The sequence below is a fragment of the Janthinobacterium sp. FW305-128 genome, assembly GCF_020858135.1.
Classification (GTDB): Bacteria; Pseudomonadota; Gammaproteobacteria; order Burkholderiales; family Burkholderiaceae_D; genus Janthinobacterium.
The window spans coordinates 572016-594171 of record NZ_JACYMK010000002.1; the positions used below are offsets into that span (position 1 = coordinate 572016).

22 protein-coding genes and 1 pseudogene are annotated in these 22156 nt (G+C 58.6%); 13 read left to right on the forward strand and 10 right to left on the reverse strand.

Going from position 1 to position 22156, the window contains the following annotated elements; genetic code table 11:
* Nucleotides 1-12: 12 nt before the first annotated feature.
* Together prsK and IGS60_RS07420 are read right to left on the reverse strand one after the other, a co-directional pair.
* The gene (gene prsK / locus IGS60_RS07415) at nucleotides 13-2115 is read right to left on the reverse strand and encodes an XrtA/PEP-CTERM system histidine kinase PrsK (protein WP_230503423.1); all 2103 of its coding nucleotides are present in this window, start codon (nucleotides 2113-2115) and stop codon (nucleotides 13-15) included.
* The gene (locus IGS60_RS07420) at nucleotides 2112-3500 is read right to left on the reverse strand and encodes a TIGR03013 family XrtA/PEP-CTERM system glycosyltransferase (RefSeq protein WP_230503425.1); all 1389 of its coding nucleotides are present in this window, start codon (nucleotides 3498-3500) and stop codon (nucleotides 2112-2114) included. The genes prsK and IGS60_RS07420 overlap by 4 nt, the downstream gene beginning before the upstream one ends.
* Nucleotides 3501-3705: 205 nt before the next feature.
* Here IGS60_RS07420 and nadB point away from each other — a divergent pair, with 205 nt between their 5' ends.
* From nadB to IGS60_RS07445, 5 genes are all read left to right on the forward strand, one after another.
* Complete coding sequence (nadB, locus tag IGS60_RS07425; protein WP_070218697.1) at nucleotides 3706-5319, forward strand: L-aspartate oxidase; 1614 nt, start codon at nucleotides 3706-3708, stop codon at nucleotides 5317-5319.
* A gap of 137 nt (nucleotides 5320-5456) precedes the next feature.
* The gene (locus tag IGS60_RS07430) at nucleotides 5457-6029 is read left to right on the forward strand and encodes a hypothetical protein (RefSeq protein WP_230503427.1); all 573 of its coding nucleotides are present in this window, start codon (nucleotides 5457-5459) and stop codon (nucleotides 6027-6029) included.
* An 82-nt stretch (nucleotides 6030-6111) separates the two neighbouring features.
* Nucleotides 6112-6345 (forward strand): hypothetical protein, encoded by a 234-nt coding sequence (locus tag IGS60_RS07435; protein WP_230503429.1) that lies wholly within the window; start codon nucleotides 6112-6114, stop codon nucleotides 6343-6345.
* A gap of 89 nt (nucleotides 6346-6434) precedes the next feature.
* Nucleotides 6435-6713 carry a hypothetical protein gene (locus IGS60_RS07440; protein WP_230503431.1) on the forward strand — a complete coding sequence of 93 codons (279 nt, stop codon included), beginning with the start codon at nucleotides 6435-6437 and terminating at the stop codon, nucleotides 6711-6713.
* Nucleotides 6714-6716: 3 nt separating this feature from the next.
* Complete coding sequence (locus tag IGS60_RS07445) at nucleotides 6717-6986, forward strand: hypothetical protein (protein WP_230503433.1); 270 nt, start codon at nucleotides 6717-6719, stop codon at nucleotides 6984-6986.
* A gap of 420 nt (nucleotides 6987-7406) precedes the next feature.
* Here IGS60_RS07445 and IGS60_RS07450 read toward each other — a convergent pair whose 3' ends face one another.
* The 5 genes from IGS60_RS07450 to IGS60_RS07470 are packed head-to-tail and all read right to left on the reverse strand — an operon-like array spanning nucleotide 7407 to nucleotide 13904.
* The gene (locus IGS60_RS07450; protein WP_230503435.1) at nucleotides 7407-8771 is read right to left on the reverse strand and encodes a toxin-antitoxin system YwqK family antitoxin; all 1365 of its coding nucleotides are present in this window, start codon (nucleotides 8769-8771) and stop codon (nucleotides 7407-7409) included.
* Nucleotides 8756-10102: a toxin-antitoxin system YwqK family antitoxin gene (locus IGS60_RS07455; RefSeq protein ID WP_230503437.1), complete on the reverse strand. Its 1347-nt coding sequence runs from the start codon at nucleotides 10100-10102 to the stop codon at nucleotides 8756-8758. The genes IGS60_RS07450 and IGS60_RS07455 overlap by 16 nt, the downstream gene beginning before the upstream one ends.
* Nucleotides 10103-10111: 9 nt before the next feature.
* Nucleotides 10112-12451, reverse strand: a complete 2340-nt coding sequence (locus IGS60_RS07460) for a hypothetical protein (RefSeq protein WP_230503439.1) — start codon at nucleotides 12449-12451, stop codon at nucleotides 10112-10114.
* Nucleotides 12448-13206, reverse strand: coding sequence for a PP2C family serine/threonine-protein phosphatase (locus IGS60_RS07465; RefSeq protein WP_230503441.1), 759 nt, complete (start codon nucleotides 13204-13206; stop codon nucleotides 12448-12450). Before IGS60_RS07465 ends, IGS60_RS07460 begins: the two co-directional genes overlap by 4 nt.
* 14 nt (nucleotides 13207-13220) lie before the next feature.
* Complete coding sequence (locus tag IGS60_RS07470; protein ID WP_230503443.1) at nucleotides 13221-13904, reverse strand: VWA domain-containing protein; 684 nt, start codon at nucleotides 13902-13904, stop codon at nucleotides 13221-13223.
* A gap of 207 nt (nucleotides 13905-14111) precedes the next feature.
* On the opposite strand from IGS60_RS07470, the gene IGS60_RS07475 reads away from it, so the two are divergent.
* Nucleotides 14112-14582, forward strand: coding sequence for an RDD family protein (locus tag IGS60_RS07475; protein WP_230503445.1), 471 nt, complete (start codon nucleotides 14112-14114; stop codon nucleotides 14580-14582).
* Nucleotides 14583-14664: 82 nt separating this feature from the next.
* Here the strand turns inward: IGS60_RS07475 and IGS60_RS07480 are convergent, their stop codons facing one another.
* A complete protein-coding gene (locus IGS60_RS07480; protein WP_230503447.1) occupies nucleotides 14665-14880 on the reverse strand; it encodes a hypothetical protein in 216 nt (71 codons plus the stop codon).
* Nucleotides 14877-15143 carry a hypothetical protein gene (locus tag IGS60_RS07485; protein WP_230503448.1) on the reverse strand — a complete coding sequence of 89 codons (267 nt, stop codon included), beginning with the start codon at nucleotides 15141-15143 and terminating at the stop codon, nucleotides 14877-14879. Before IGS60_RS07485 ends, IGS60_RS07480 begins: the two co-directional genes overlap by 4 nt.
* Before the next feature lie 289 nt (nucleotides 15144-15432).
* Here IGS60_RS07485 and IGS60_RS07490 point away from each other — a divergent pair, with 289 nt between their 5' ends.
* The 4 genes from IGS60_RS07490 (at nucleotide 15433) to IGS60_RS07505 (ending at nucleotide 17820) form a co-directional block, all read left to right on the forward strand.
* On the forward strand, nucleotides 15433-16167 hold the full coding sequence (locus tag IGS60_RS07490) for a helix-turn-helix transcriptional regulator (RefSeq protein WP_230503450.1): 735 nt from the start codon (nucleotides 15433-15435) through the stop codon (nucleotides 16165-16167).
* A gap of 186 nt (nucleotides 16168-16353) precedes the next feature.
* The gene (locus tag IGS60_RS07495) at nucleotides 16354-16803 is read left to right on the forward strand and encodes a hypothetical protein (RefSeq protein WP_230503452.1); all 450 of its coding nucleotides are present in this window, start codon (nucleotides 16354-16356) and stop codon (nucleotides 16801-16803) included.
* Between the two features lie 51 nt (nucleotides 16804-16854).
* Complete coding sequence (locus tag IGS60_RS07500) at nucleotides 16855-17229, forward strand: hypothetical protein (RefSeq protein ID WP_230503454.1); 375 nt, start codon at nucleotides 16855-16857, stop codon at nucleotides 17227-17229.
* Nucleotides 17230-17292: 63 nt separating this feature from the next.
* Nucleotides 17293-17820, forward strand: a complete 528-nt coding sequence (locus tag IGS60_RS07505) for a hypothetical protein (protein WP_230503456.1) — start codon at nucleotides 17293-17295, stop codon at nucleotides 17818-17820.
* 26 nt (nucleotides 17821-17846) lie between these two features.
* Here the strand turns inward: IGS60_RS07505 and IGS60_RS07510 are convergent, their stop codons facing one another.
* Nucleotides 17847-18302 (reverse strand): tellurite resistance TerB family protein, encoded by a 456-nt coding sequence (locus IGS60_RS07510; RefSeq protein ID WP_100872919.1) that lies wholly within the window; start codon nucleotides 18300-18302, stop codon nucleotides 17847-17849.
* Between the two features lie 319 nt (nucleotides 18303-18621).
* On the opposite strand from IGS60_RS07510, the pseudogene IGS60_RS07515 reads away from it, so the two are divergent.
* The 3 genes and pseudogenes from IGS60_RS07515 to IGS60_RS07525 all read left to right on the forward strand — a co-directional run bounded on the left by IGS60_RS07515 (nucleotide 18622) and on the right by IGS60_RS07525 (nucleotide 22067).
* Nucleotides 18622-19291: pseudogene (locus tag IGS60_RS07515) on the forward strand (DUF2837 family protein).
* Nucleotides 19292-19408: 117 nt separating this feature from the next.
* Nucleotides 19409-20956, forward strand: coding sequence for an AAA family ATPase (locus IGS60_RS07520; RefSeq protein ID WP_230503458.1), 1548 nt, complete (start codon nucleotides 19409-19411; stop codon nucleotides 20954-20956).
* A gap of 13 nt (nucleotides 20957-20969) precedes the next feature.
* Entirely contained in the window at nucleotides 20970-22067 is a 1098-nt protein-coding gene (locus IGS60_RS07525) for a hypothetical protein (RefSeq protein ID WP_230503459.1), read from the forward strand.
* The last annotated feature ends 89 nt before the right edge of the window (nucleotides 22068-22156 follow it).

Here is a 22156-nt window from a genome sequence, read left to right on the forward strand (position 1 = left end):
TATCAGCTCCTGTCAGTGAATAGGGCAACGGAAGTCTGGGGTCAGCGCCGACGGCGCTGCCCCCAAAGGCGCATGCAGCGGCAGGATCACGCGAAACGTCGTGCCCACCTGCGGTTCGCTGCGCACTTCCAGGCTGCCGCCCACTTCGCGCAGGTACTCGCGGCTTTCGAACACGCCGATGCCCATGCCCGCCGTCTTGGTCGTGTCGAACGGCTTGAACAAGCGTTCGCGGATGAACTGTTCGCTCATGCCCTGCCCCGTATCGTCAAGCTCGACCACGGCCGTGTGCTGCTCGCGCCGCAGCCGCACGTCCACCTTGCCATCGCTGGCCGTGGCCTCGATGGCGTTCTGGATCAAGTGGCCCAGCACCCGTTCCAGCCGCGCGCGGTTGGCCAGCACCGTCAGTTCGCCATCGACGATTTCCAGCCGGGGCGCCGGCGCCAGGCTCGCCTTGGCGGCCACGGCCTGGCGCAGCAAGCCGTCGAGCAGCAGCGGCGCGGGCGCTTCCGGCGCTTCGCCGCGCGCCAGTTTCTGCAGCAGGGTCTTCATTTTCTGCACGGAATGGTCCAAGGTGCCCAGCATGTCTTCCTGAAAGGCGGGATTGGCACGGTGCTTTTCCGCATTGCTCAGTAACAGCGACAACTGGAACACGAGGTTCTTGAGGTCGTGCACGATGAAAGTCGACATGCGGTTGAACGACTCGAACTGGCGCGCCACCGTCAGCGTATCGAGCGATTCGCGGTGCGCCAGATAGCTGGCGGCCTGGCTGCCGGCAATTTTCAGCACGTCGAGGATTTCCCAGTTCAAGCCGATGTGCGTGCGGGGCCGCGCCAGCGCGACAAAGGCGAACAGCTGGCCATGCAGCATCAGTGGCACCAGCAGCCACACGTCGGGCAGCGCCAGCAGTGCGGGCGGCAACAGCAAGCCGCCGTACTGGCGCGGGTTGTGCTCGCAGTCGGGCACGTCGATCACCCATTGCCGCGCCTCCAGAAACTGGCACAGGCTGCCGGACGCCGGCTCGCTCCACGTGCTCGGCGGCCAGTTCCAGCTGGCGGCCGGGGCAAACAGGCCAGGTTCGCGCAGTATCCACAGCGCGCCGGCGCGGCTTTCCACCAGTTTCGCCATGGCCTGTATCGTGCGCTCGCCCAGGGCCGGCCCGTCTTCCGACAAGGCCCGCGTAAACCGCAGCCATTCTTCGCGGTAGTCGAAGATGGCATTGTAAAAATGTTTATTGATAGTCACCTTGAGCTTGGCGCGCAGGCTGCCCGAAAACAGCACGCCCGCCAGCAGCAGGGCCGCGCCGCCCAGGTAAGCCATCTGCATCAAGGAACCCCAGGTGCCGCCGAAATAGCGCAAATAATAGGCGCTGGCCGCCATGGCCAGCAGATAAATGGCCGAGCCCAGCAAGGCAGCCGAGCGGTACAGCATCTGGCGCGAGACGGACAAGCCCAGCGCCCAGCCCGGATTGCGCGCCGCCGAGACGGCCAGCAGCGGCGCGCACAGGGCGTCGACGATGCCGCGCGCGGCCCAGATGTCATCGTTGACCGCGCGGAACAGCAAGGCGTCGCTGTACAAATAGAAATCGTAGGCAAACAGCCCGCCCACGCCCAGGCACGCAAACTTGATGCCCCACCGTTTCAAGGGCGGCGTGTTGCGGTACCACTGTTCCACCAGCAACATGCCCAGCACGGCCAGCAGCAAACGGCAGACACTGGCGATGATGCGCGCCGGCAAAGGCAGCGCCAGCCAGGAGGAAGCCATGGAGAGCAGCCAGGGCGCCAGCGCCGTGAGAACGATGCCGGCCAGCACGAGGCGCAGGCGGGACCGCGACGGTTCGATCAGCAGCAGCAAAAACACCAGCCAGGCCAGGGTGCGCAGCAATTCGAGCGCGTCGCCGGCCAGCGCGATGCGTTGCCCCAGCAGCACCAGCACCACCGTGCCCGTGGCCCAGACTCCCGTCGCCAGGCACGCGACCAGCAAGGCGCGCACGTTCTGCCGCGCGCGCCAATTGCTGATGAGCAGCAGCGCCAGCACGAAAAAGGCCAGCGATGCCAGACCATGGCTGAGCGCCGCCGCATCGGCCGCCGCCAGCCAGTCCGACTGCGCCCGCATCATCGGCTGCCCTTGCCAAACAGTACTACCTGCACCGTGTCGAGCAGGATCAGCAAGTCGAGGAACAGGCTATTGTTTTTCACATAATACAGATCGTATTGCAGCTTCTTGACGGCATCGTCGACGGAAGCGCCATACTGGTAGCGCACCTGCGCCAGACCCGTGATGCCAGGCTTGATGTTGTGACGAATGTTGTAGTACGGCACCTGCTCCTTCAATTGCTCGACAAAATACGCGCGCTCGGGACGCGGGCCCACGAAACTCATTTCGCCGCGAAACACATTGAGCATCTGCGGCAGTTCGTCGATGCGCAGCTTGCGGATCAGATTACCCACGCGCGTGATACGCGCATCATTGGCCAGGGCCCAGATGGGCCTGCCGTCGTGCTCGGCATCGCAACGCATGCTGCGAAATTTCAGCACCTTGAAAGGCAGGCCATCGCGCCCCACCCGCTCCTGCTGGTAAAACACGGGGCCGCCGTCTTCCAGGCGGATGCACAGGGCCGTCACCAGCATCACGGGCAGCGTGGCCAGGCAGATAACCGCGCTGGCCGCCAGATCGAACAAACGTTTCGACGCGGCGCGGAAAAAACTCTGGTCGAAACCGCCGCCATAGATCAGATAGCTCGGTTGCAAGGAATCGATGCGGATCTGGCATGCTTCGCGCTCGAAAAACGTGGCCGCGTCGATAACCTTGACGCCGCCCAGCGCGCATTCCAGCAATTGCTTGGCAGGAAACGCGCCATTGCGCCGGTCGCTGACGGACACGACGATTTCATGCGCGGCATGGCGCTGCGCCGTGGCCAGCAGCGACGGTCCGGCCGGCAGCAAGGCCGAGGCCGGCACGCAGCATTGCTCGCCCGCCACATCGATGCAGCCGACCACCGTAAATTGATGGAAGCCAATCTTGCTGGCCGCCAAGTCCATGCATTCGCGCGCCAGCGCCCCGCCGCCCACCAGGATCAGCCGGCCTTCCATCAGCGCCGATTGCGAGGATTTGAATACCACCAGGCGCGCCAGCAGCACGCCAATGGCGCCCAGGCCGAAGATCATCGCACTGCCGCGCCCGAATTGCAGCGCCGGAATGAAGCGTATCAGGACGCTGAGCACGGCAAAACCCAGCGCGAACGAAGGCAGGATGCGCAATAAGGTGTTGCGGATGTCTTCGCGCGAGCGGTGCTGGTACATGCCCAGCGCACTCATGCTCAGGACGATGACCAGCGCAAAGATGGCGGACGACAGGTAAATATCGCCCACGCGCAGCACGCGGCTGCCGTCCGCCAGCCACAGCAAGGACGTCAGGGTGGCCGACAGCAGCAGGAGCAGGATTTCCAGCAACAGCAAGATAAACGCTGTTTTCGAGACATAATGGCTGAAGATGCGGATCATGGTTCCCCCTGCGGCAAAAAGCACCAGGCGGCGCGCAAGGCGGGCCGCTGCTGGTCTTGCCATGATGGCGAACTGTTCCAAGAAGACATTGATGCGCCACAAGCTACAGCCCCAGCGATCTTTCACTGGCAGAATTTATCTCAATACATTACCGAATGAGGGGAAATGGCATATAGTATGCTTCCCCTAAAAGAAGATAAATGTCATGAAATTTGATGTAGCGATTGTCGGCAGTGGCCTGGCGGGTTTATCGGTTGCACTGCATTTAGCTGAGACGCGCACCGTCGCGATCATTTCCAAACGCGCGCTGCTCGATGGCGCCAGCAACTGGGCGCAGGGCGGCATCGCGGCCGTGCTGGACTCCGGCGACAGCCACCAGCAGCACATCGAAGACACCCTGATCGCCGGCGGCGGCTTGTGCGACGAGAGCGCCACGCGCTACATCGTCGAGCACGGCCGCGAAGCGATCGAATGGCTGATCGAGCAAGGCGTGCCATTCACGCGCGACGCCTCGGCCGAGCTGGGTTTCCACCTGACCCGCGAAGGCGGCCACAGCCAGCGCCGCATCATCCACGCGGCCGACGCCACCGGGCACGCCGTGCAAGTGACCCTGGAAGAAAAGGTGCGCGCCCACCCGAACATCAGCCTGTTCGAGCACCATTGCGCGATCGACCTGATCACCTCCGACAAGCTGGGCATGAAGCCCACGCAGCGCAATGCGCAACCGCATTGCCACGGCCTGTACGTGCAGGATGAGCAAACGGGCAAGGTGCACACGTTTGCCGCCGAGCACACCGTGCTGGCCACGGGCGGTGCCGGCAAGGTGTATTTATATACCACCAACCCCGACACGGCCAGCGGCGACGGCATCGCCATGGCCTGGCGCGCCGGCTGCCGCGTGTCGAACATGGAATTCATCCAGTTCCACCCGACCTGTTTGTACCACCCATATGCGAAGTCGTTCCTGATCACCGAAGCCATCCGCGGTGAAGGCGGCTTGCTGAAACTGCCGCCTGAAGCGGGCGCGGCTGCCGGCCAGCGCTTCATGCTGGCCCACGACGAGCGGGCCGAACTGGCGCCGCGCGACGTGGTGGCGCGCGCCATCGACTTCGAGATCAAGAAGCGGGGCCTCGACTACGTGCACCTCGATATCAGCCACAAACCGGCCGAATTCCTCATCGAACACTTCCCCACCATTTACGCGCGCTGCCTGGAACTGGGCATCGACATCACCAAGCAGCCGATTCCCATCGTGCCCGCCGCCCACTACACGTGCGGCGGCGTCGTGACGGACCTGTCCGGCCGTGCCGACTTGCCGGGCCTGTATGCGGTCGGCGAGACGGCGTGCACGGGCTTGCATGGCGCGAACCGCCTGGCGAGTAATTCCTTGCTGGAATGCATCGTCATCGGCCGCGCCTGCGCGCAGGATATCGAAAGCAAGGAAAAGCTGGGCACGCCCTACCTGCCCGACTGGGATGAAAGCCGCGTCACGGATGCGGACGAGGAAGTGGTAATTTCCCACAATTGGGACGAGCTGCGCCGCTTCATGTGGAATTACGTGGGCATCGTGCGCACGACCAAGCGTTTGGAGCGGGCCCAGCACCGCATCGCCCTGCTGAAAGAGGAAATCGACGAGTACTACCGCAACTTCCGCATCACGCACGACTTATTGGAATTGCGCAACCTCGTCGACGTGGCCTCGATGATCGTCAACAGCGCCCTGTCCCGCCGCGAAAGCCGTGGCCTGCACTTCAGCCGCGATTATCCGGAAACCTTGCCGAAGGCCATCGCCAGCGTGCTGACGCCGCCGCACCGCTAAGCCACCAGGCGCTTCCATCATGGAACCCATGCAAGGTCCGGGGTCGTACCGCGGGTAGGACCCCAGTCTGTGTCTTGGGGGCACGCCATTTGCCAGAGGCGGCCCCGCCGCAGGCATCGCGCAATCACCGAAACTGAATGCAAATGTTGAATAAGAGACTTTTTGATGCCATTGCATCCGCGGTGGACCTGGATGACCCTGCAGAACAATCTTTAGCGCAGCGATTCATGATTGATGCTATCGGAAGAGTGAATGCGCAATTGCCTGCGGTTGCCAGGTCAGCGGCAGCGGTGGCGAATCGATACATGACCGGTGCGGCGACGGCTGAGGAAGTCATCGCTGAGCGTGTACGCCTCTGGCGAGCAATTGAAGGGCGAGACCAATCGGACGAGCCGGACGTTTTGAAAATAAGAACGGCCATCTTCGTCTTGCATCCTATGGATAGTGGCGCTACTGCCGAAACATTGGAGTATTTTTTGAATTTTGGCGGCAAGCAGGCTTGGCGCAAGCTGAGCTTGAGGCCGCTGCTCGGAACAGGTATGGAATTTGAGGTGGCTTCAAGCGGCCAGAAGCGGACGTTCGTGCAAACATGCGAGATGCAGCGCATTAAAGTCATTCATAAGCTGAGTAGGATTAGCAATGCGAGAGGAATCAAAAGAAGAAGTTCGCCGGATCTTGCAGGGAGCCTTTGGCAGCCTAAATCTCCATAGTGAGCTTCCATCAAGGGAGTTTTACGCGAGACTAAGCGTTGTTGGGCGTCCTGACGTATGGATACTAATCTACGGCGACTACATGGATTTCTCTTATACGGAAAATTCTTCACCGGTCTCCCTCATCACCGACGTTTTTGCAGGACTTCAGCCTGCACAGATCATCGATTGGTCGCCCGGCCGGCTGGCATGTGTTCAGTACAAGTTAGCTGACCCTAACATGCTATTTCAAGCGATCGATGCATTACTAAAGAAACTTTATGGACTTACCGACTACAAACTCGCTGGCTCCCTAGAAACGTTTGGACGCGCGTAAGTTTGTGGGAAGGAGCCATTATTTGATAGTAACAATCGGCCACTAGCAGACGTTGCCTATAGAATTATGATCTGAAGCTTACTGAAGATATGCGAGTCGACGAACAGTCAATCGGCATGCTGAAAGACAAAGAGACCGATGGGTTCGTCGACTATTTTTTCATCGCGAATCTGTGGTGCAAAGCAACACTCTCGATGCGTAGCTTCTATTACCAATGCCCGGCGATGACTCCGGAACTAGATTTAAAAAAGCTGTGTGGAAAATCCTTAACGAGTATCGTGCAAATGGCGAATGGCCTAAAGGCAACCAATATGCGTCGGGCTGAATCCGGCCAAAAGCAGACATATTTACGTGACTTGCAAGCCTGAACAATGGACAAACAATATTTGGAAGAAGTCGAGGTCTGCGGCCTCTTCGTTGAGGCGTGTGCGAAATCTATGGGATGCAAGGAGCTCATCCGGCTTGTGAAAAGTGGGCCATCGAAGCTGATCGAAAAGTTCAGCAGCGCGAATCAGAATTCCTTGAACGATATTCTCTTCATGGCCGACGCGGAAGCGTTGGTCACAATTCGAAAGACTCGCTCGACCAAGCCGTCAGAGCGTTACAGCGGCACCTTGGCCGACCGGTCGAGTGCGACCTGAGTTTATTCAATTGAAGGTGACTCATGGTGGTTTATACCTGAAGGTTGGATCGGTATGATTGGCTTTATTGTGGAAAAGCAGTGCTTGACTATTTTTCCTTTGGGATCAGGATTAGTTGGGCGCAGCAAACTAAGCTTCACTCCATCCGCCTGGTGCGGCATTACGGAGTATCTGGCTGGGCAGGTAGAACCGGTTGGTCGATCAACGCTTTGAACGAGCGGAGAGATGAGACGCAACCATCCGGATCTTGCGGTTGGGAAGGTCCGCTTCGGGGCGAATGCAGCCGACCACAAAAGGCCCGGTCCAGCACAAACGGCCATGTGCCAAGGTCCCGTCCGGGCTGGCAGCGGTGTTTGACGCCAGCAGCACAGTCTGCGACCGGAAGAACTGTGGATGCCATCCGCCATCCGGTTACCTCGCTCAAGATTCCGGCATCAGCGGCTCAATCCCATCCTCCGTGTACGACATCTTGGCAGACGCACCCATACACTCCCCCTGCGGCTCGTCCGCCACATAGCGGCATTCGCTTTCCAGGCTGCCATCTTCGTTCCAATGCCGCGTCCAGCCCTGGCGCTCGCCATCGACGTATTCGATCAGCTGCTTCGGCTTGCCATCGGCGTACCAAGAGCGCAATGCGCCCTCCTCGCGGCCGCCCTCGTTCCACTGTTTCTGCACGAGCAACACGCCTTGGGGGCTGAAGCGCTGTTCGCTGCGCAGCACGTAATGGCCGCTGTGCGTGCGCTTGCTGGCGACCTTGCCGTCCGGATAATATTCGACGCTGTCGCCGGCGGGCTTGCCGTCCACATAGCTTACCGTGCTGCGTACCTTGCCATCCGGGAAATAGCCGGTGCTGGGGCCCGTCATGATGCCATTCACATACTGGCTGCGGCTTTCCACGGTGCCGTCGGGATAGAACAGCAGCAGCTCGCCGTGCGTCTCGCCCTTGACCCGCGTCATGCGCGTGCGCAGCTTGCCGTTTTCATCGAACGTTTCCACCACACCATCGGCGCGGGCGCCGTTGCGGTAGGTGCGCGACTCGATCAGTTTGCCACTCTGGTGATAAGTCTGCTCTTCGCCTTCTTGCACGCCATTGCGCCAGCTGCCGCGCATGGAAACCTGGCCGTCCGGGTAATAGCGGGTCTGCACGCCTTCCTGCACGCCGCGCCCGTCCTGCTCCACCAGCATTTCCAGCTGACCATGCGGGTAATACATGCTGTAGTTGCCCACCAGCTTGCCGCGCAGGTAATCGGGGGCGTCGACCTGGCCCGTCAGCCGCTTCGGCTCGCCTTCGCGCACGTGATAGATCTCGACTTGCCAGGTGCCCGGCGTCTTGCCGGGCGGCAGCGGCACGACGAGCGCATAACGCGCATGTTCCTTCACTTCGCCGCGCGACAGATGGTGATTCAAATACAGGCGCGCCTTGCCGTCCGCACACGCTTGCGGCTCGCAGCCGCCCAGTTTGCTAACTTCGGGCATGTCCGCCGCTGCGCCCGGCGCCGGACACGACAGGATGCGCATCAGCAAGGGCGTCGCCTCGCGTATCAACGGCGCCAGCTGCTGCTTCATGGCCGCGTATTGCGCTGCGTCCAGGTGCACGGACAAGGCATCCATGCGCACCTGGCGCCCGCCGCAACCGTTGTCACTGGCCAGTGTCAGTACATCGCCGCCGCCCTTGCCGGCCTCGGCCTTGATCGCGCTGACCACTTGCCGCTGTTCGATCTCGGCGTGGACCAGCGCCGGCCACAGCAGCGTTGCAAGCAGCATATGCTTCACAAGGCGCGCCATGCCTGCTCCTTGCGCTGCAGTTCCGGCGCCGGCGGCGCCTCGCCGCAGCCGCCCTGGGCCCTGCCCGCCACATACTGGCATTCACTTTTCAGGCTGCCATCTTCGCGCCAGCTGCGGCTCCAGCCGTCGCGCCGGTCGTTCACATACTCGATGGCTTGCTCGGGCTTGCCATTTTCGTACCACGAGCGCGACGTGCCCTGCTCGCGCCATTGCGCATCCCAGCGTCGTTCCAGCACCAGCACGCCCTGCGGACTGTAGCGCTGCAGGCTCAGCAGCCCGCCCTTGGCGCCGTACCGCTGGCGGCTTTGCACCTTGCCGTCGGGATAGAACTCCAGCGCTTCCCCGACCGGCAAATCGTCGACCTGCGTCATCCTGGCGTGCACGGCGCCATCGGGGTAGTAATTCGTCGTCAAGCCATTGGACTTGCCGTCCTTCATTTCTGAACGGCTGGAGATTTTTCCATCCGGGAAATACGTGAGCATCTCGCCTTCCATCTTGCCGCTGCGTAAAGTGTAGCTGGTGCTGGGCTTGCCATTTTCATCGAAGGTTTGCACGGGCCCGTCCAGGCGCTGGCCGTCGCGGTAGCTGCTCGTCTCGCTCAGCTTGCCCGTCGCGTGATAGCGCTTGTGCTCGCCCTCGGGCATGCCATGGCGCCAGTTGCCGCGCAGCTCCAGCGTGCCATCGGGATAGTACTTGCTGCCGATACCGTGTTGCCGGCCTTGCCCATCCTGCGCCACCTGTTTCTCGATCTTGCCATTCGGGTAATACGTGACATAGCCGCCCACCAGCTCGCCGGAGGCATAGTCGGCGCGGTTGACCTGGCCGGACAGGCGCAGCTTGTGGTCGGCGACGCTATAAATATCGACCTTCCACGTCCCTGGCAGCTTGCCTTTCGGCAAGGGCAACAGCAGCACGTTGGGCGCTTTTTCCTGCTCGATGGGGTAGAAACCTTCGTGCAGGTACAGCCGCGCCCGGCCATCGGCACAGGCGGCTGGCGTGCAGGCGGCGATCTGGCGCACGATGGGCACGCTTGCATCCTCGGGGCATTTTTTCAGGGTGACGCGCATGGGCGTCTTGCTGCGGATGTGCCGGGCCAGATCGGCTTTCAGCGCGTCGTACGGCGCCTCGTCCAGATTGACCGAGCGGGCATCTATGCGGATCTGCTTGCCGCCGCAGGCCGTCGTGCCGGCAATCGTGAACACGTCGCCGCCTTCGCTGTCGGGTTCGACGGCCATGCTTGTCAGCAGTTGACGCTGCACGATGTCCGCCTGCGCCAGACCCGGGGTCAGCAGGCAAGCGCCAAGCAGCGCACATAAGGTCTTGATTTTCATGCTATTCCTTTAATTTTCCGTCGTGGCGGCCACGCCGGCCGGCACGAAGCTGACCCGGCCGTTACGATAGCGCACCAGCACCACCACCTTGGCCTCCCGCAATTGACCGTGCTGCACGGCCGGCAAGTAGGTCCAGCGCTTCACGCTGTCGAGCAGCACCTTGTTGAGCATCGGCTCCATCGGCAACTCGGCCGCCGCATAGCTGAGCGTGCCGTCGGCCGCAATGGTCAGGGTCAGGCGGTTTTCACCCGTTGCATGCTGTTCGTCCAGCACGCCGTAAGTCACGGTCGTCATCGTCTCGCGCTGCACGCCGCCGGCCTGGTCGCGCAAGGGCGGCATGGCCTTGAGCCTGGCCGCCAGCAGCGCGCCATCGGCCAGCGCCTTGTCCCAGCGCTTCTGGTAATCCCACCCCTGAACCAGGCGCAGCATCTTGGCGTTCAGGTCCATGCGCTGCATCGTGCGGACGACGCCATTGTCGGCCGGTTCGCCCGGTTCCGCCGGTACGGCGTTCTGCACGGCATAACGGTAGGCCGTCAGCTGCGCCAGCGCCACCATGTTGACGGCATCGCGCTCGTCGCCGCCACGCAGCAGCGCCGTCGCCGCGATGCCCAGCCAGGCCGTGCCATCGGTCGGGCGTGCCCACAAGGCTTGCTCGAAGTACTGGCGCGCCGCCTGCGGTTCGTTCAGGCTCAGGTGCATGCGCCCCATGGCCGCCGCCACCAGATGGTCGCGCGGGTTCGCTTGCAGCAAGTCAAGGTAGTTAGCCACCAGCGCCGGCTCATAGCCGGGCACCCAGCCCAGGCCTTCCAGCAAGGACGCACGCAGCTGCGCCTGGACGGGGTCGCCGCCGTAGACAGACGATTTTTGCTCTCCGGCACGGTACAACAGTTGCAAGCCCCGCGTGACGGCGTCATCGTCGCCCTTGCTGACCGCTTGCGACAGGCTGCGCACGGCCTTGCGCGCATCGGACGGCTGGAAACCGGCCGCCTTGCGGGGGCGCCAGCTGAATACTTCCAGGCCGGCCGCCTGCTCGGCTTGGGCCTGCATCGCGGCCTTGTCCTTCGCCTCGTCGGGCGACGAGGTCCAGGCCGTAAAGCCGATCAGGAACAGCACGATCAGCAGCACCACAACGGCCCAGCCCTTGCCCGTGATGCCGCCCCCCGTGTTGCCCGCCACGGGGATGAAGACCGGCGCCTGGCCCGGCGCCGTATGGTGCGCGCCGCGCTGCTGCGGCAACGATGGCTGTTGCAGTTGCATCTGCTGCGCCTGCACGGACGCTTGCGCGACCGAGGCGATGACCTTGTCGCGCGCGCAGGCCGCGCAGCCCTGGCCCGCAAAATGCTGATGTTCGGGATTCACGGCGCACACTGTCAACTTGCCGCCGCTGCGCTGCGCATAGCCTCGCAGCAATTGCGCCCAGTCGGCCGCCGATGGCCGCTGGGAGTTTGGCGACTGGGAAAACGCGCGGTCGAACATGGCGCGCAATTCGGGCGGCATCAGCGCGTGGCCGCTGGTGGCGTTCGGCGCCATGTTCTTGTGGCGCTTCACGCCATACGCGTAATAACCATCGCGGATGCGCCCGGGAATGTCGGTGGGTGCCTGCGCATTGCCGGGCCGCCCGCTGTACGGGTGGATGCCGAAGTTGAGCAACTGAAAGATGACGACGGCCAGGGCGAAACGGTCTTGCGCCAGCTCCGTGCCCGCAGGCATGCCCTTGCGCTGGAATTCCGGCGCCAGGTAGTCGGCCGTGAATTGCTCGGCAGGAAAACGCTCCGCATGCCCCTGGATGCTGAAACCGTCGCAATCGAGCATGGCGATGTACAGCGAATCGCGGTAAAAGCGCAGGTTCACGGGTTTTAAGTCGACCACGTAATGCTGCTGCTGGTGCAGCGCGTCGAGGACGGCGGCCAGGTTGGCGGCCAGGGTCAGCTTGGGACCGAGTCCCGTGGGCAAGCCGGCCGCGCGCGCTTGCCGCTCCTGCATGATCTGTTCCAGTTCCGCCGTCTGCGCCATGTCCAGCAGGGGCATGACGAAACCGGCGAAGCCGCCCTGGCCGTCGAACACGGCCGCTTGCGGCCAGGCGATCTGCACGTAGCGCTTGCCGTTTTCCAATTGGTCGGGCAATTCGGGCGACAGTTCCAGCATCGCTTCGAGCTTGCGCCGGTTGGCGGCCCGGTCCAAGTGCGGGTGGTACAGCTTGGCAACCTGCGCGGGCGCGCCGGGCAACAGGTACACGCTGCCCGCGCCGCCGCTTTTAATCAGTTTGCCCAGCACCAGGCTGCGGACTTTATCGAGCCATATCTTGCCGCCCGGACTCAGACCGGGCGTGACTCCCTGCTTCCGGCTCATGCGCGCAAGGCCAGCAACAGGGTCTTGTCGTCACCCGTGATCTGGTGCGTGCGCGGGTCGGCCAGGGTGGACGCCAGCGCCGTATTGCCGAGCTCGCTGCTCTCGACCGTGCGCAGATAGCCTTGCACGGCATCCATGAACGGCGCGTACAGCGCTGCATTGTTCTTGCTCATGGCAAAGGGCATGCAGCCGTCCGACATCAGCACGACGCCGCGCACGGCTTGCGGAATCGCCAGCAGGCGCAGCTGTTCGCGCCAGCGCTCGCCACTGATGAAATATGTTTCGTTGGCGTATTCGCCATTCGCAGGCAGCGAGATCAGTTCGCCACCGTCCATCAGTTGCGCCACGCCCAGGCCGTCGCCCAGGTGGAAGAAGAAGCCGGCCTCTTGCCCCATGACCACGCCCACCACCGTGCTGGCGTAGTCGTCCAGGGTGGCATTGGCGGCGCGGGCGATGTCGTCGAGCGCGGCGCGGATCTGCGCCAGGGTGCCCGCCAGCGCGCCGTCACGCAGATCCTGCACGGTGGCGCCCTGCTCCAGCCGTCCGGCCAGCGCCTGCACGGTTTGCGCGGCAACAAACTGCGCGCCGTGCTCGCTGAGGCGGGCCGAGCCGGCGCCATCGCAGACGATGGCCACCAAAACGTCGTTCACGACGGCGTGCGCGTGCGCATCCTGGCAAGGGATGTCTTTATCCAGGTGCGCCTTGCCCGTGACGGAGGCGCCGAACACGCGCCACTGCTGCTTTGCTATCGCCATGGATCAGCGGGCTTTCACGTATTCACGACGGACCAGCCGTCCGTCGATGCCAGCTGCGCCTGCGCGCCGGGGCGCGATTGCGACACCACCTGCATGCTGGCGCTCAGCCACAGGAACAGTTCGCGGAACTGCAAGCCCTTCAGCTGCTTCACGCCCCGTTCGCCACGGCTGGAAAACTGCCCCAGGGTATCGGTATTCGCATTGTCGCCCACGGCGATGGGGAAGATCGCCACTTTATTCGCCTGTTCAGCCGCGCGCGCCTGCTCGGCGCCGCGCTGCCAGGGATCGGTCGGCTCGCCGTCCGACATCAAAAACAGCCATGGCCGCGTGTACGCCACGCCCGCCGCGCGGAAACGCTGCTTTTCCTGCTCGATCTCGGCCAGGGCCAGTTCGACAGCCGCACCGGTCGGCGTGGTGCCGTTCGCTTCAAGCTGGGGCGCCGTGAAATCCATGGCGTCGCACCAGTTGCTGGCCACCACGGCTTCATCGTGGGCGCCGTATTGAATCACGAGGATGCGCACGCGCTTGGCGGCGATCACATCGGACTTGAGTTCCTGTTCCAGCAAGGCCAGGCCATCGTTGAGCAGCGCGACGGGTTCGCCCGCCATGCTGCCGGAGCAGTCGAGCACGAGCACCAGCGGCGTGCGTTGTTCGGTGTTGTCGACTAGGGCGACGTCAGGGATCATTATGGATGTCATGTACTTTTGATAGAGTTGCGAAATAGCCTAGGCCCGAAGCTTACCCTATGGATATGTTTTCCATGCGTCCGATTGCTGCGGATGACACCCTGCGCTATCAAATACCTGACAAAAGCTCTAGCTTGCAATGAAAGCAACAAGGTCGTACACTGCGCCATTCTGCCCCGACGCTGGCGGCCACCCATTTACTGACGTTTTGGAAAAATAATGCAACAGAATCCTGAAATGGACTATGTCGGCTTTTGGCCACGCGTTGGCGCGACGTTGATCGACAGCTTGCTCTTGCTGATTATCATCATGCCGATGCTGATAGCCATATATGGCCGAAGCTACTTTTCGACCGATTCCTTGTTTCGTGGCCCGGCCCACTTCATGATTTCATGTGTCATGCCGCCACTGATTCAATTGGCGTTTTGGATTACCTTGTCTACAACACCTGGCAAGATGGCCATCGGCGCGATCATTGTCGATGCGAAGACGGGCAACAAGCCTTCTGCCGGCCAGTGTGTCAAACGCTGTCTCAGTTCTTACCTGTCCGCGCTACCGCTTTACCTGGGGTTCTTTTGGATTGGCAAGGACTCGCGCAAGCAGGGGTGGCATGACAAGATCGCTGATACGGTGGTGATACGGCGCAAGACCGCTGCAGTGCCGGCCTCTCCTGGCCTGCCATTGCAATAAGCAAACTTGATGATGATACCTCTCGCCAACTTGGACGAACATGCCCTTCGGGAAACGCATCAAGAGCTGTTTCGCCAGGGCGTTAAGGGAAAGTGTCAAGCTCCTGTCCGAAATGCAACGGCGTGCTTTGACAGCGAAAACCGTTGCGTTGCTGGAACTTAAATTCTGTCCGCGAGAAACAGAAGATTACGACGAACCGGCCAGCATCGGCGGGAGCATACGGGGGAACCTCCACGTTTTGCTCGACGCGGACATCCTTGCCGTCTTTTACCGTATGAATGACGATATTCGCCGTCATTCCCGCTTGCCACACGCGGGGAATGGCAAGGCACAGGTATAGCCGCCGCCGCCCTGGCCAGCGTCCAGATAGCCCGCTTCCGCAGTGGCGCCATTCTGCAAGGTCACCTCATAACTGCCTATCCCGTGATCGGTATGGTTGTAGCCGCTTAAATTCACCGTCAACTCATGGCTTTCCTTGCCCATTGCCGCCTGTGAAACCGCCATGCAAAGACACAGGAAACCGATCAAAAGCGGTCTCATCGAAAAAATACTGCTGGTCATATGACTTCCTCGATCAGCATGGCATGCGACTCCCGTCCCATGCCCTGAGTTTATATTTATGACAATATTTTATTGTATCGGGGAATGTTAATCCGGGAGCACGATTACATCGGCGGCGGCGCATTGCGGTGGGGCAGCGTTTGTACTATCTTGATAGTTGCCCAGGACAGATGGCAACGACCCGACCTTCCTCACAAAGGTGGGACGAATCGCTGCGCAACACCGCCCTTACCCAGTTCCGCACCTGCGCGCCTGCGGCACATTGATGTAGTCAGGATTGGGGGCAAGCATGGACACAGGTACAGCAACGGCGGATGTGGGGAAACTGATCGCCGCCATGTACGACTCGGCCTGCGGCGCGGGCGACTGGCCGCAGCTCGACAGCTTTGACCTGAGCGGCCAGCAATGGCAGGAACTCTTGCCGCATCTGCAACGCGCCCTGTGCCTGCAGCGGCGCCTGCGCGAAGCGCAACTGGCCAGCCATTGCGCGCTGGCGGCACTCGACGCCATGGGCGCCATCGTGCTGGTGCTCGACGCCAACCTCGGACTACGTTTCGCCACGCCCGCCGGCCACGCCTTGCATGCGGCGCAACTGGCGCACGCCGCGCCGCCCGACCTGGCACGTGCCGTGCGCATGGTCATCGGCAGCACCGGCGGCGCAGCGCAATGCCAGTCGCTGCGCCTGGCGCGCAGGCAGCAAGGCCCCCTGGCCCTGACAGTCACACCGCTTGCCGATTGCCAGCCCCCATGCGCGCTGCTGATCGCGCGCGATCCCACCCAAGCGAGCACGTCTGTCACTGCCTTGCGGCAGCTGTTCGACTTGACGCAAGCCGAAGCGCAAGTGGGCAAGGCACTGGCGCAAGGGGCCACCATCGAGGAAATCGCCGCGCGCGGCGGCATCAGCGTCAATACCGTCAAGACGCATCTGCACCACACCTATTTGAAGACCGACACGCGCCGCCAGGGCGAGCTGATCGCGCTGATCCACGGCGCGACGGCGCACCTGACCGTGTTGGATGCCTGAGGCCGTGTCATCCGATCGGATGATGTGCGCGGCATCTTGCCTGCCTACACTGGCAAGACCGGGCGCCCCCGCCTTGCCAAGGTCACCACGGCGCACGCGGGCCACCCGGCGCGATTTCCCTGGCATCGACAACAATATCGCCGCGCCGGCAGCGGACGGCATCAAAGTTCAAGGATGGGTAAAAAAATGAAAACATGGATCTTGGCCGGCACCCTGGGCATCTGCGCCCTGCTGGCAAATGCACAAACGCTTCCCGACAGCCAGACCGTCGTCATTCCAGGCGGGCGCATGCAGACGATCGAACTGCCCGCCCACAGGCACTTCATGAGCGCGCAAGAATTTTCTCCGTTCCGCGGCGGCTATGAGCTGTCGAACGGCAAGGTACTGTACCTGCGCAATATAGGCAGCATCGGCGCCATGATGTATGCGCGCATCGATGACCAGGAAGAACACCGCATCGTCGCCAGCGGCAGCAACAGCTTCGTGGCGCTCGACCGGCAACTGGCCATGCGCATTGACTTGCGCGACGATGGCAGCGTGGGTGGCGAAGTGCTGATGGTGGTGCCGGCCGAAAAACTGGCCAGCGGCGACATCGTGCCCGCCCATGTTCAAAGCATGAGCCTGGCATCGCGTTGATGCAGCAAGCCGCCTTCCGCATGGGTGACAGCCATGAGCAAGCAATATTCTGTGCAACAGCAAAACGCGCTGACCCTGGCCGCCATCAAACAGACGGCGGCCTGGTGGCGCGCCCGCCCCCTGCCCGACGCCTTGCGCCAGTGCGCGGCCAGCCATGGCGTGGCGCTGGACACGGCCATCATGCTCGACCTGCAACTGGCCTTCCCCGACCTCCCCCTCGTCTGCGGCAAGCTGCTGAGCGCCGATGGCCGCTTCATCCATTTCGAAATGGACCTCGACGACGACCTGCGTCCCTTGCCTGGCAGCGTGGCGTGGGACGACATCAGCGCCAGAGTTGACTTGGCCGCACACAAGCGCGGCACGGGCGTGGGCTATGGGGTGTTGTGCAAGAAAGTGCTGCAGGAATTGAATCGCGGCGCGCCCTAGCCGAACCGCTGCCGGCACATGCTATGATCGGCGCCCCGATCATGAGACAGATGGCAACGGCACATGCAACACTCACCCGGCAACAACCCGATCTCGACGCTGCTGCGCGGCGTCCTGCGCCTGCTGGCCTGGCCCCTGCTGGCCCTGGTCAGCGCCGCCTGCACCAACACCACGCGCCATCCGGCCAGCGAGCCCACGCAAGTCGTCCTGCGCTTTACCTATGACGACGGCAAGCCGATGCGGCATGACGATTACCTGGCCAATGCGCGCCAGGAAACATACATCAAGCGCTGCAGCAAGATAGGCAGCACCACTGTCTGCGACGTCGGCTCGGATCCACTGTTCATGGGCGGCGACGCCCCGCTGGACGCCAACGGCGAAGTGCGCGTCACCCTGCACTCGACCGGCCCCATCGGCAACAATCCGACCACGCATTGCATCAAGGGCAAAGGCTACGTCTTTGATTCCGGCGACTGGAAGCGCGGTCCCTTCAGCCCCGGCCAGGTGATCGAGATCCGCTACAGGATACGCGAAGTGGACATGGCGTGCCCCTGGTCGTCGGGCACGCCGCCGTGGTGGGACAAGAGTTAAGCCAGCCGGGGCCGGCTGGCCTGGCTTTACTGCAACTCGAACTCCGCCGGAGTCAAGCCCAGCTCGCGCGCGATCTTGCTGGCAACGCGCTGCTCATTGGCGTCGAAATTGCCGTCTGACGAAGCGACGGCGATAATCATGCGCACCAGCAAGCGCGACGCCTCCACATTCGACTTCATCTTGCCCAGCGCCTGATACGCCTTGGCTTCGCCGATATCCTTGTCGAATTCCAGCTGGCCGACATAGTCCTGGAAAGCCTTGATCACGTCCGTGGTGGTAAATACGGATAGCGCGTCATTGCTTTCAATAAACTTCACCATCTTCTGCTTCTCTTCCGCACTGACGCTGCCGTCGGCCATGGAGATCAGGGCCGAGCCCGCCATCGCGGCATTCAGGAAATCCTTGTTCTTGTACTTCAAGGCCTCGGTTTTCAGTTCGCTGGCTTTGGTCTTCAGTTTGGACAGAAAGGAATCGAAACTCATGGTGTACCTCCGGGTTGGTGTGGGTGCGGCAGCGCTCTACGTTGCCACTCCCACCCAACTGAGGGCACATGCCTGAATTGCAAGCGGCGGGAACAAGCCTTGCCTCCGATGAAAGCATGGCAAAACCCAGAACAAGGGCCGGGGTCAGACCCTAAGGGTCTGACCCCAGTTTCTGCCTTGGGGTGAAAGACAGCCGACTGCCTACAAACACACAAAACACCACGAAACCCAATTAACACGAAAATTAACTTCTTTGCAGTTGAAAAATAAATAATTTCATGGCAGCATGGAATTACATTTTCCATACTGCAAGGTTGTGATGGACAAGCAATTGCTGCTGATTTGCGCACTGACGTTCATCATCCACCTCATCGGCACCCTCGCCTACTTCGTATGCATCGCCGACATCCGCACGCAGCGGCTCGCCCTGTTCAGCATTCCAATGCTGCTGTCGCACCCCTTAAATTCATTCCAGTGCGCCTTTTGCCGCGCCGTCGAGCACTTCCAGGTGCACAGGTCGGTACACAAACTGCTGCTGCACGCCGTCTTCAAGGGCGGCTTGTCCTGCCTCAAGACCTCCGCCAGCCTGCCCAAGCCCGCCAACGTCACTGGCCTGCGCGAAAAATCCGGCGTCTCCGTCTCCGTCTCCATCGTCCTCGCCACGGCCCCGAGGACGGTGGGCGCATCGTTGTCCACCTTACACCGCGGCGCTGTACGCAGGAGTGCTGGCCCCCAGCGTGCGCGTCACCTCCAGCACGCTTTCATCGATCATCAACGGCGGCGCCACCATCATGATGGCCGTCTTCATCGACCCGTGGTGTCGGGCATGACGGATGACGTCATCGAGGGCAAGATCGAAGAATCGCAGTTTAGACGGGCGGTGGTGTGGCTGGTGGGTGGGGAGCAGATTGGCGGGGACGCTGATCGCGCAGTTTTTGCTGGTGCCGTCGGCGGTGGTGATTGTGTGTGGGGGGGCTAAGGGGTTGTAGATGAGAATTGGCTCGTACAATTTAGGGCATCTCACCGTTCAACCTTGTTAAAGTAATATAGTCTAAGAATGATCCGCATAAAAAATTTATAACATACAATTGAATGGAATTGAAACAATGAAAATAAAAAGTTTTAGAGCAAAAAATTTTCGCGGATTCATTGATACCGGCCATATCATATTAAAGCCGATAAACCTTCTTGTCGGAAAAAATAGCATAGGGAAAAGTTCATTTGCTAGGCTATGGCCAATATTTAATCAAGGTTCAAAACTTCAAAAAAGGTCGCCAGTTATTTGGAATGGCAATTTAGTGGATTTTGGCTCATTCAACAATGTCTTATCGAGGCACACCGACGAAAAGGAAATAATCTTCGAATTCAAGATTGAGGTAGAGGAAGTTGATGCTTTACCGCGGAAGAACATGTTGAAATATAGGAACCGAGTTAGACACTTAAAAGCAGGAGAAATAATACTTCAGATGAAGTTAATTGCTGGCGCAGACGACTCAAGTACAATTTGTGCCGAGTTTAGCATCTCAATAAATGGTTTGAAAATAATCTACAAGTTCAATGATGCAGGATTACTCCTAGAAACGTCCTGCGACGCAATAAACATAAAACTCACATCACAGTACACTCAAGAAAGAAGTGTTGGATTCCTAATCCCAATAACTGAATTTTTCATTAAGAGCAATGATAAAGTTTTGCTAGCATGGTCCCCAATGAGATCTCGTCTCTACTCCTTTTTGCGATCAAGACTACATGGCCGCCTTGCAGATGAACGAGTACATGAAATATGTGGGAAGCTTAACGTATGTGGCAGCGAAAGAGATTTATTGAATTATTGCAAGTCATTGCCATACCAATACAAAACCTGGCAAGATTTTATAAGTTTAATTGAGGCAAACTCAACAACATTAACCCACTTTCATTTATGTGTATTCCTTTCTGTGAGCGAATTATTAATTAGAGACATAGATTTAGACTTACATCAGCATTTCTCACAAGTCAACTACATCCGTCCTTTAAGAGCAACAGCACAACGCTACTATAGAAGACAAGATCTAGCAGTTGACAACATCGACTCCGAAGGCGCAAATTTGGCCTTTTTTCTTGCATCATTGTCTTCGCAGAAACTTGAGAAGCTAAATGAATGGCTAGAAGAAACGATAGACGTTCGAGTTAAGCTAGATGGAGAACAAGGTCACGTAATGGTTACTCTAGAAGACATTAACACTGGAAGAGTTGATAACATGGCAGACATGGGATTCGGATTCTCCCAAGTTCTACCATTAGCTGTTCAAGCGTGGATATCTTCCTCACCTTATGCAAAGACTTCTGGCAGAGTAACAAGCAACAATATGATTCTAGTTTGGGAACAACCTGAATTACACTTGCATCCAGCTATGCAGAGAAAATTGGCTCGTTTAATAGCCAAGACCATTGAAGTAGATGCAAAGAAAAAGGTGTCCTTTATTATTGAGACTCACAGCCAGTCAATAATTAATGAATTAGGAGATCTGATAATTGAAGATGAGACTTTAGCAGAAGATATTCAGATATTAATTTTTGATCAAGCCGAAAAAAAAGAAACAATTATTTCAAAAACCAATTTCGATAGCAGCGGACAACTAATTGATTGGCCAATTGGCTTTCTTTCAGTCTAAATTGGTGAGAAAAATGCTTATAAATATAGCCCAAAGCTTTACAGAAAATTTAAAAAACGTAGACGAGAAATTTATTAATGAATTTGAGGAATTAATATCAATTCACAGAAAAATGAATCACTACGTTTCAATATCAAGAAAAACATCAAAAATAATACTTGAAGAAATAGGAAATAGAATCAGTGAAAGAACAAAAGTAAGCATTGCCCAAATATCGGGACAGTCCGACAGTTCCATTGCAATATTAAAAAACATAGAATACTACATAGAAATCCGCTTCTGCCATCCTATTGGCCTAATAATTGAAGAGACCAAAAATAATATTTGCTGGGTATGCAGTATAGAATATGTAAATCAATGGTGCTCTCAACCATTAAGAATTATAGGAGAACATATAACTGATGGAAAAACCTGCTTGGAAGCAGCCAAACATTATTCCATGTTAAATTCCTTACCGCACCAAATGCAAAAAGCCACTGTTGAAATGTCAGGAGGTTGTGGAAATGCAAATATAGTTTTAGGGGAGCGATTAACAGATGCAACAGCGCCAATATTATGCGCGATAGATAGTGACAAGCTAACAAAAAATCATGCGGGATCAGCAGCAATTAAAAAATGTAAAACATTAATTAAAAACAAGCCGGGAATTGCAGTATTTCGTTCTACTGACGCTCGTGAATTTGAAAATATACTCCCTCTAAATTATGTACGAGCAGCAATACAGGAAATGGATAACACAAGCAACAGAGATGACATACTTGCAAATATAGATAAACTACTTTTGATTAAAAGAACAAAAAAAAATATATACGAACATATTGATCTTAAAAATGGAACGTGCTTCACATGGATAAATTCACAATCAAAAGATGTAAAAATACACTATACCGACACACCTATCATCGGGCCATGCAAATGCAATGAAAATTGCACTGGATTTATCAGCCCGCCAATAATTCAAACAATGCTAGACAAGACACTTGAAATTATGCAGAAGGGTTCAAAGAGAGAAATTGAAAAACTTATCGACATAAGTGATGATGTGGCATGGCTATCTATTGGACGTTCTGTTTTTTCCTTGGCACTGTCAAATAATGCTCGATTAACATGACGCACACCAAACCACCTTATTGATATAAATTAATTTATTTTTTACAATGAAAAAGCCGCTGTCTCCCGACAGCGGCTTTCTCATCCCTA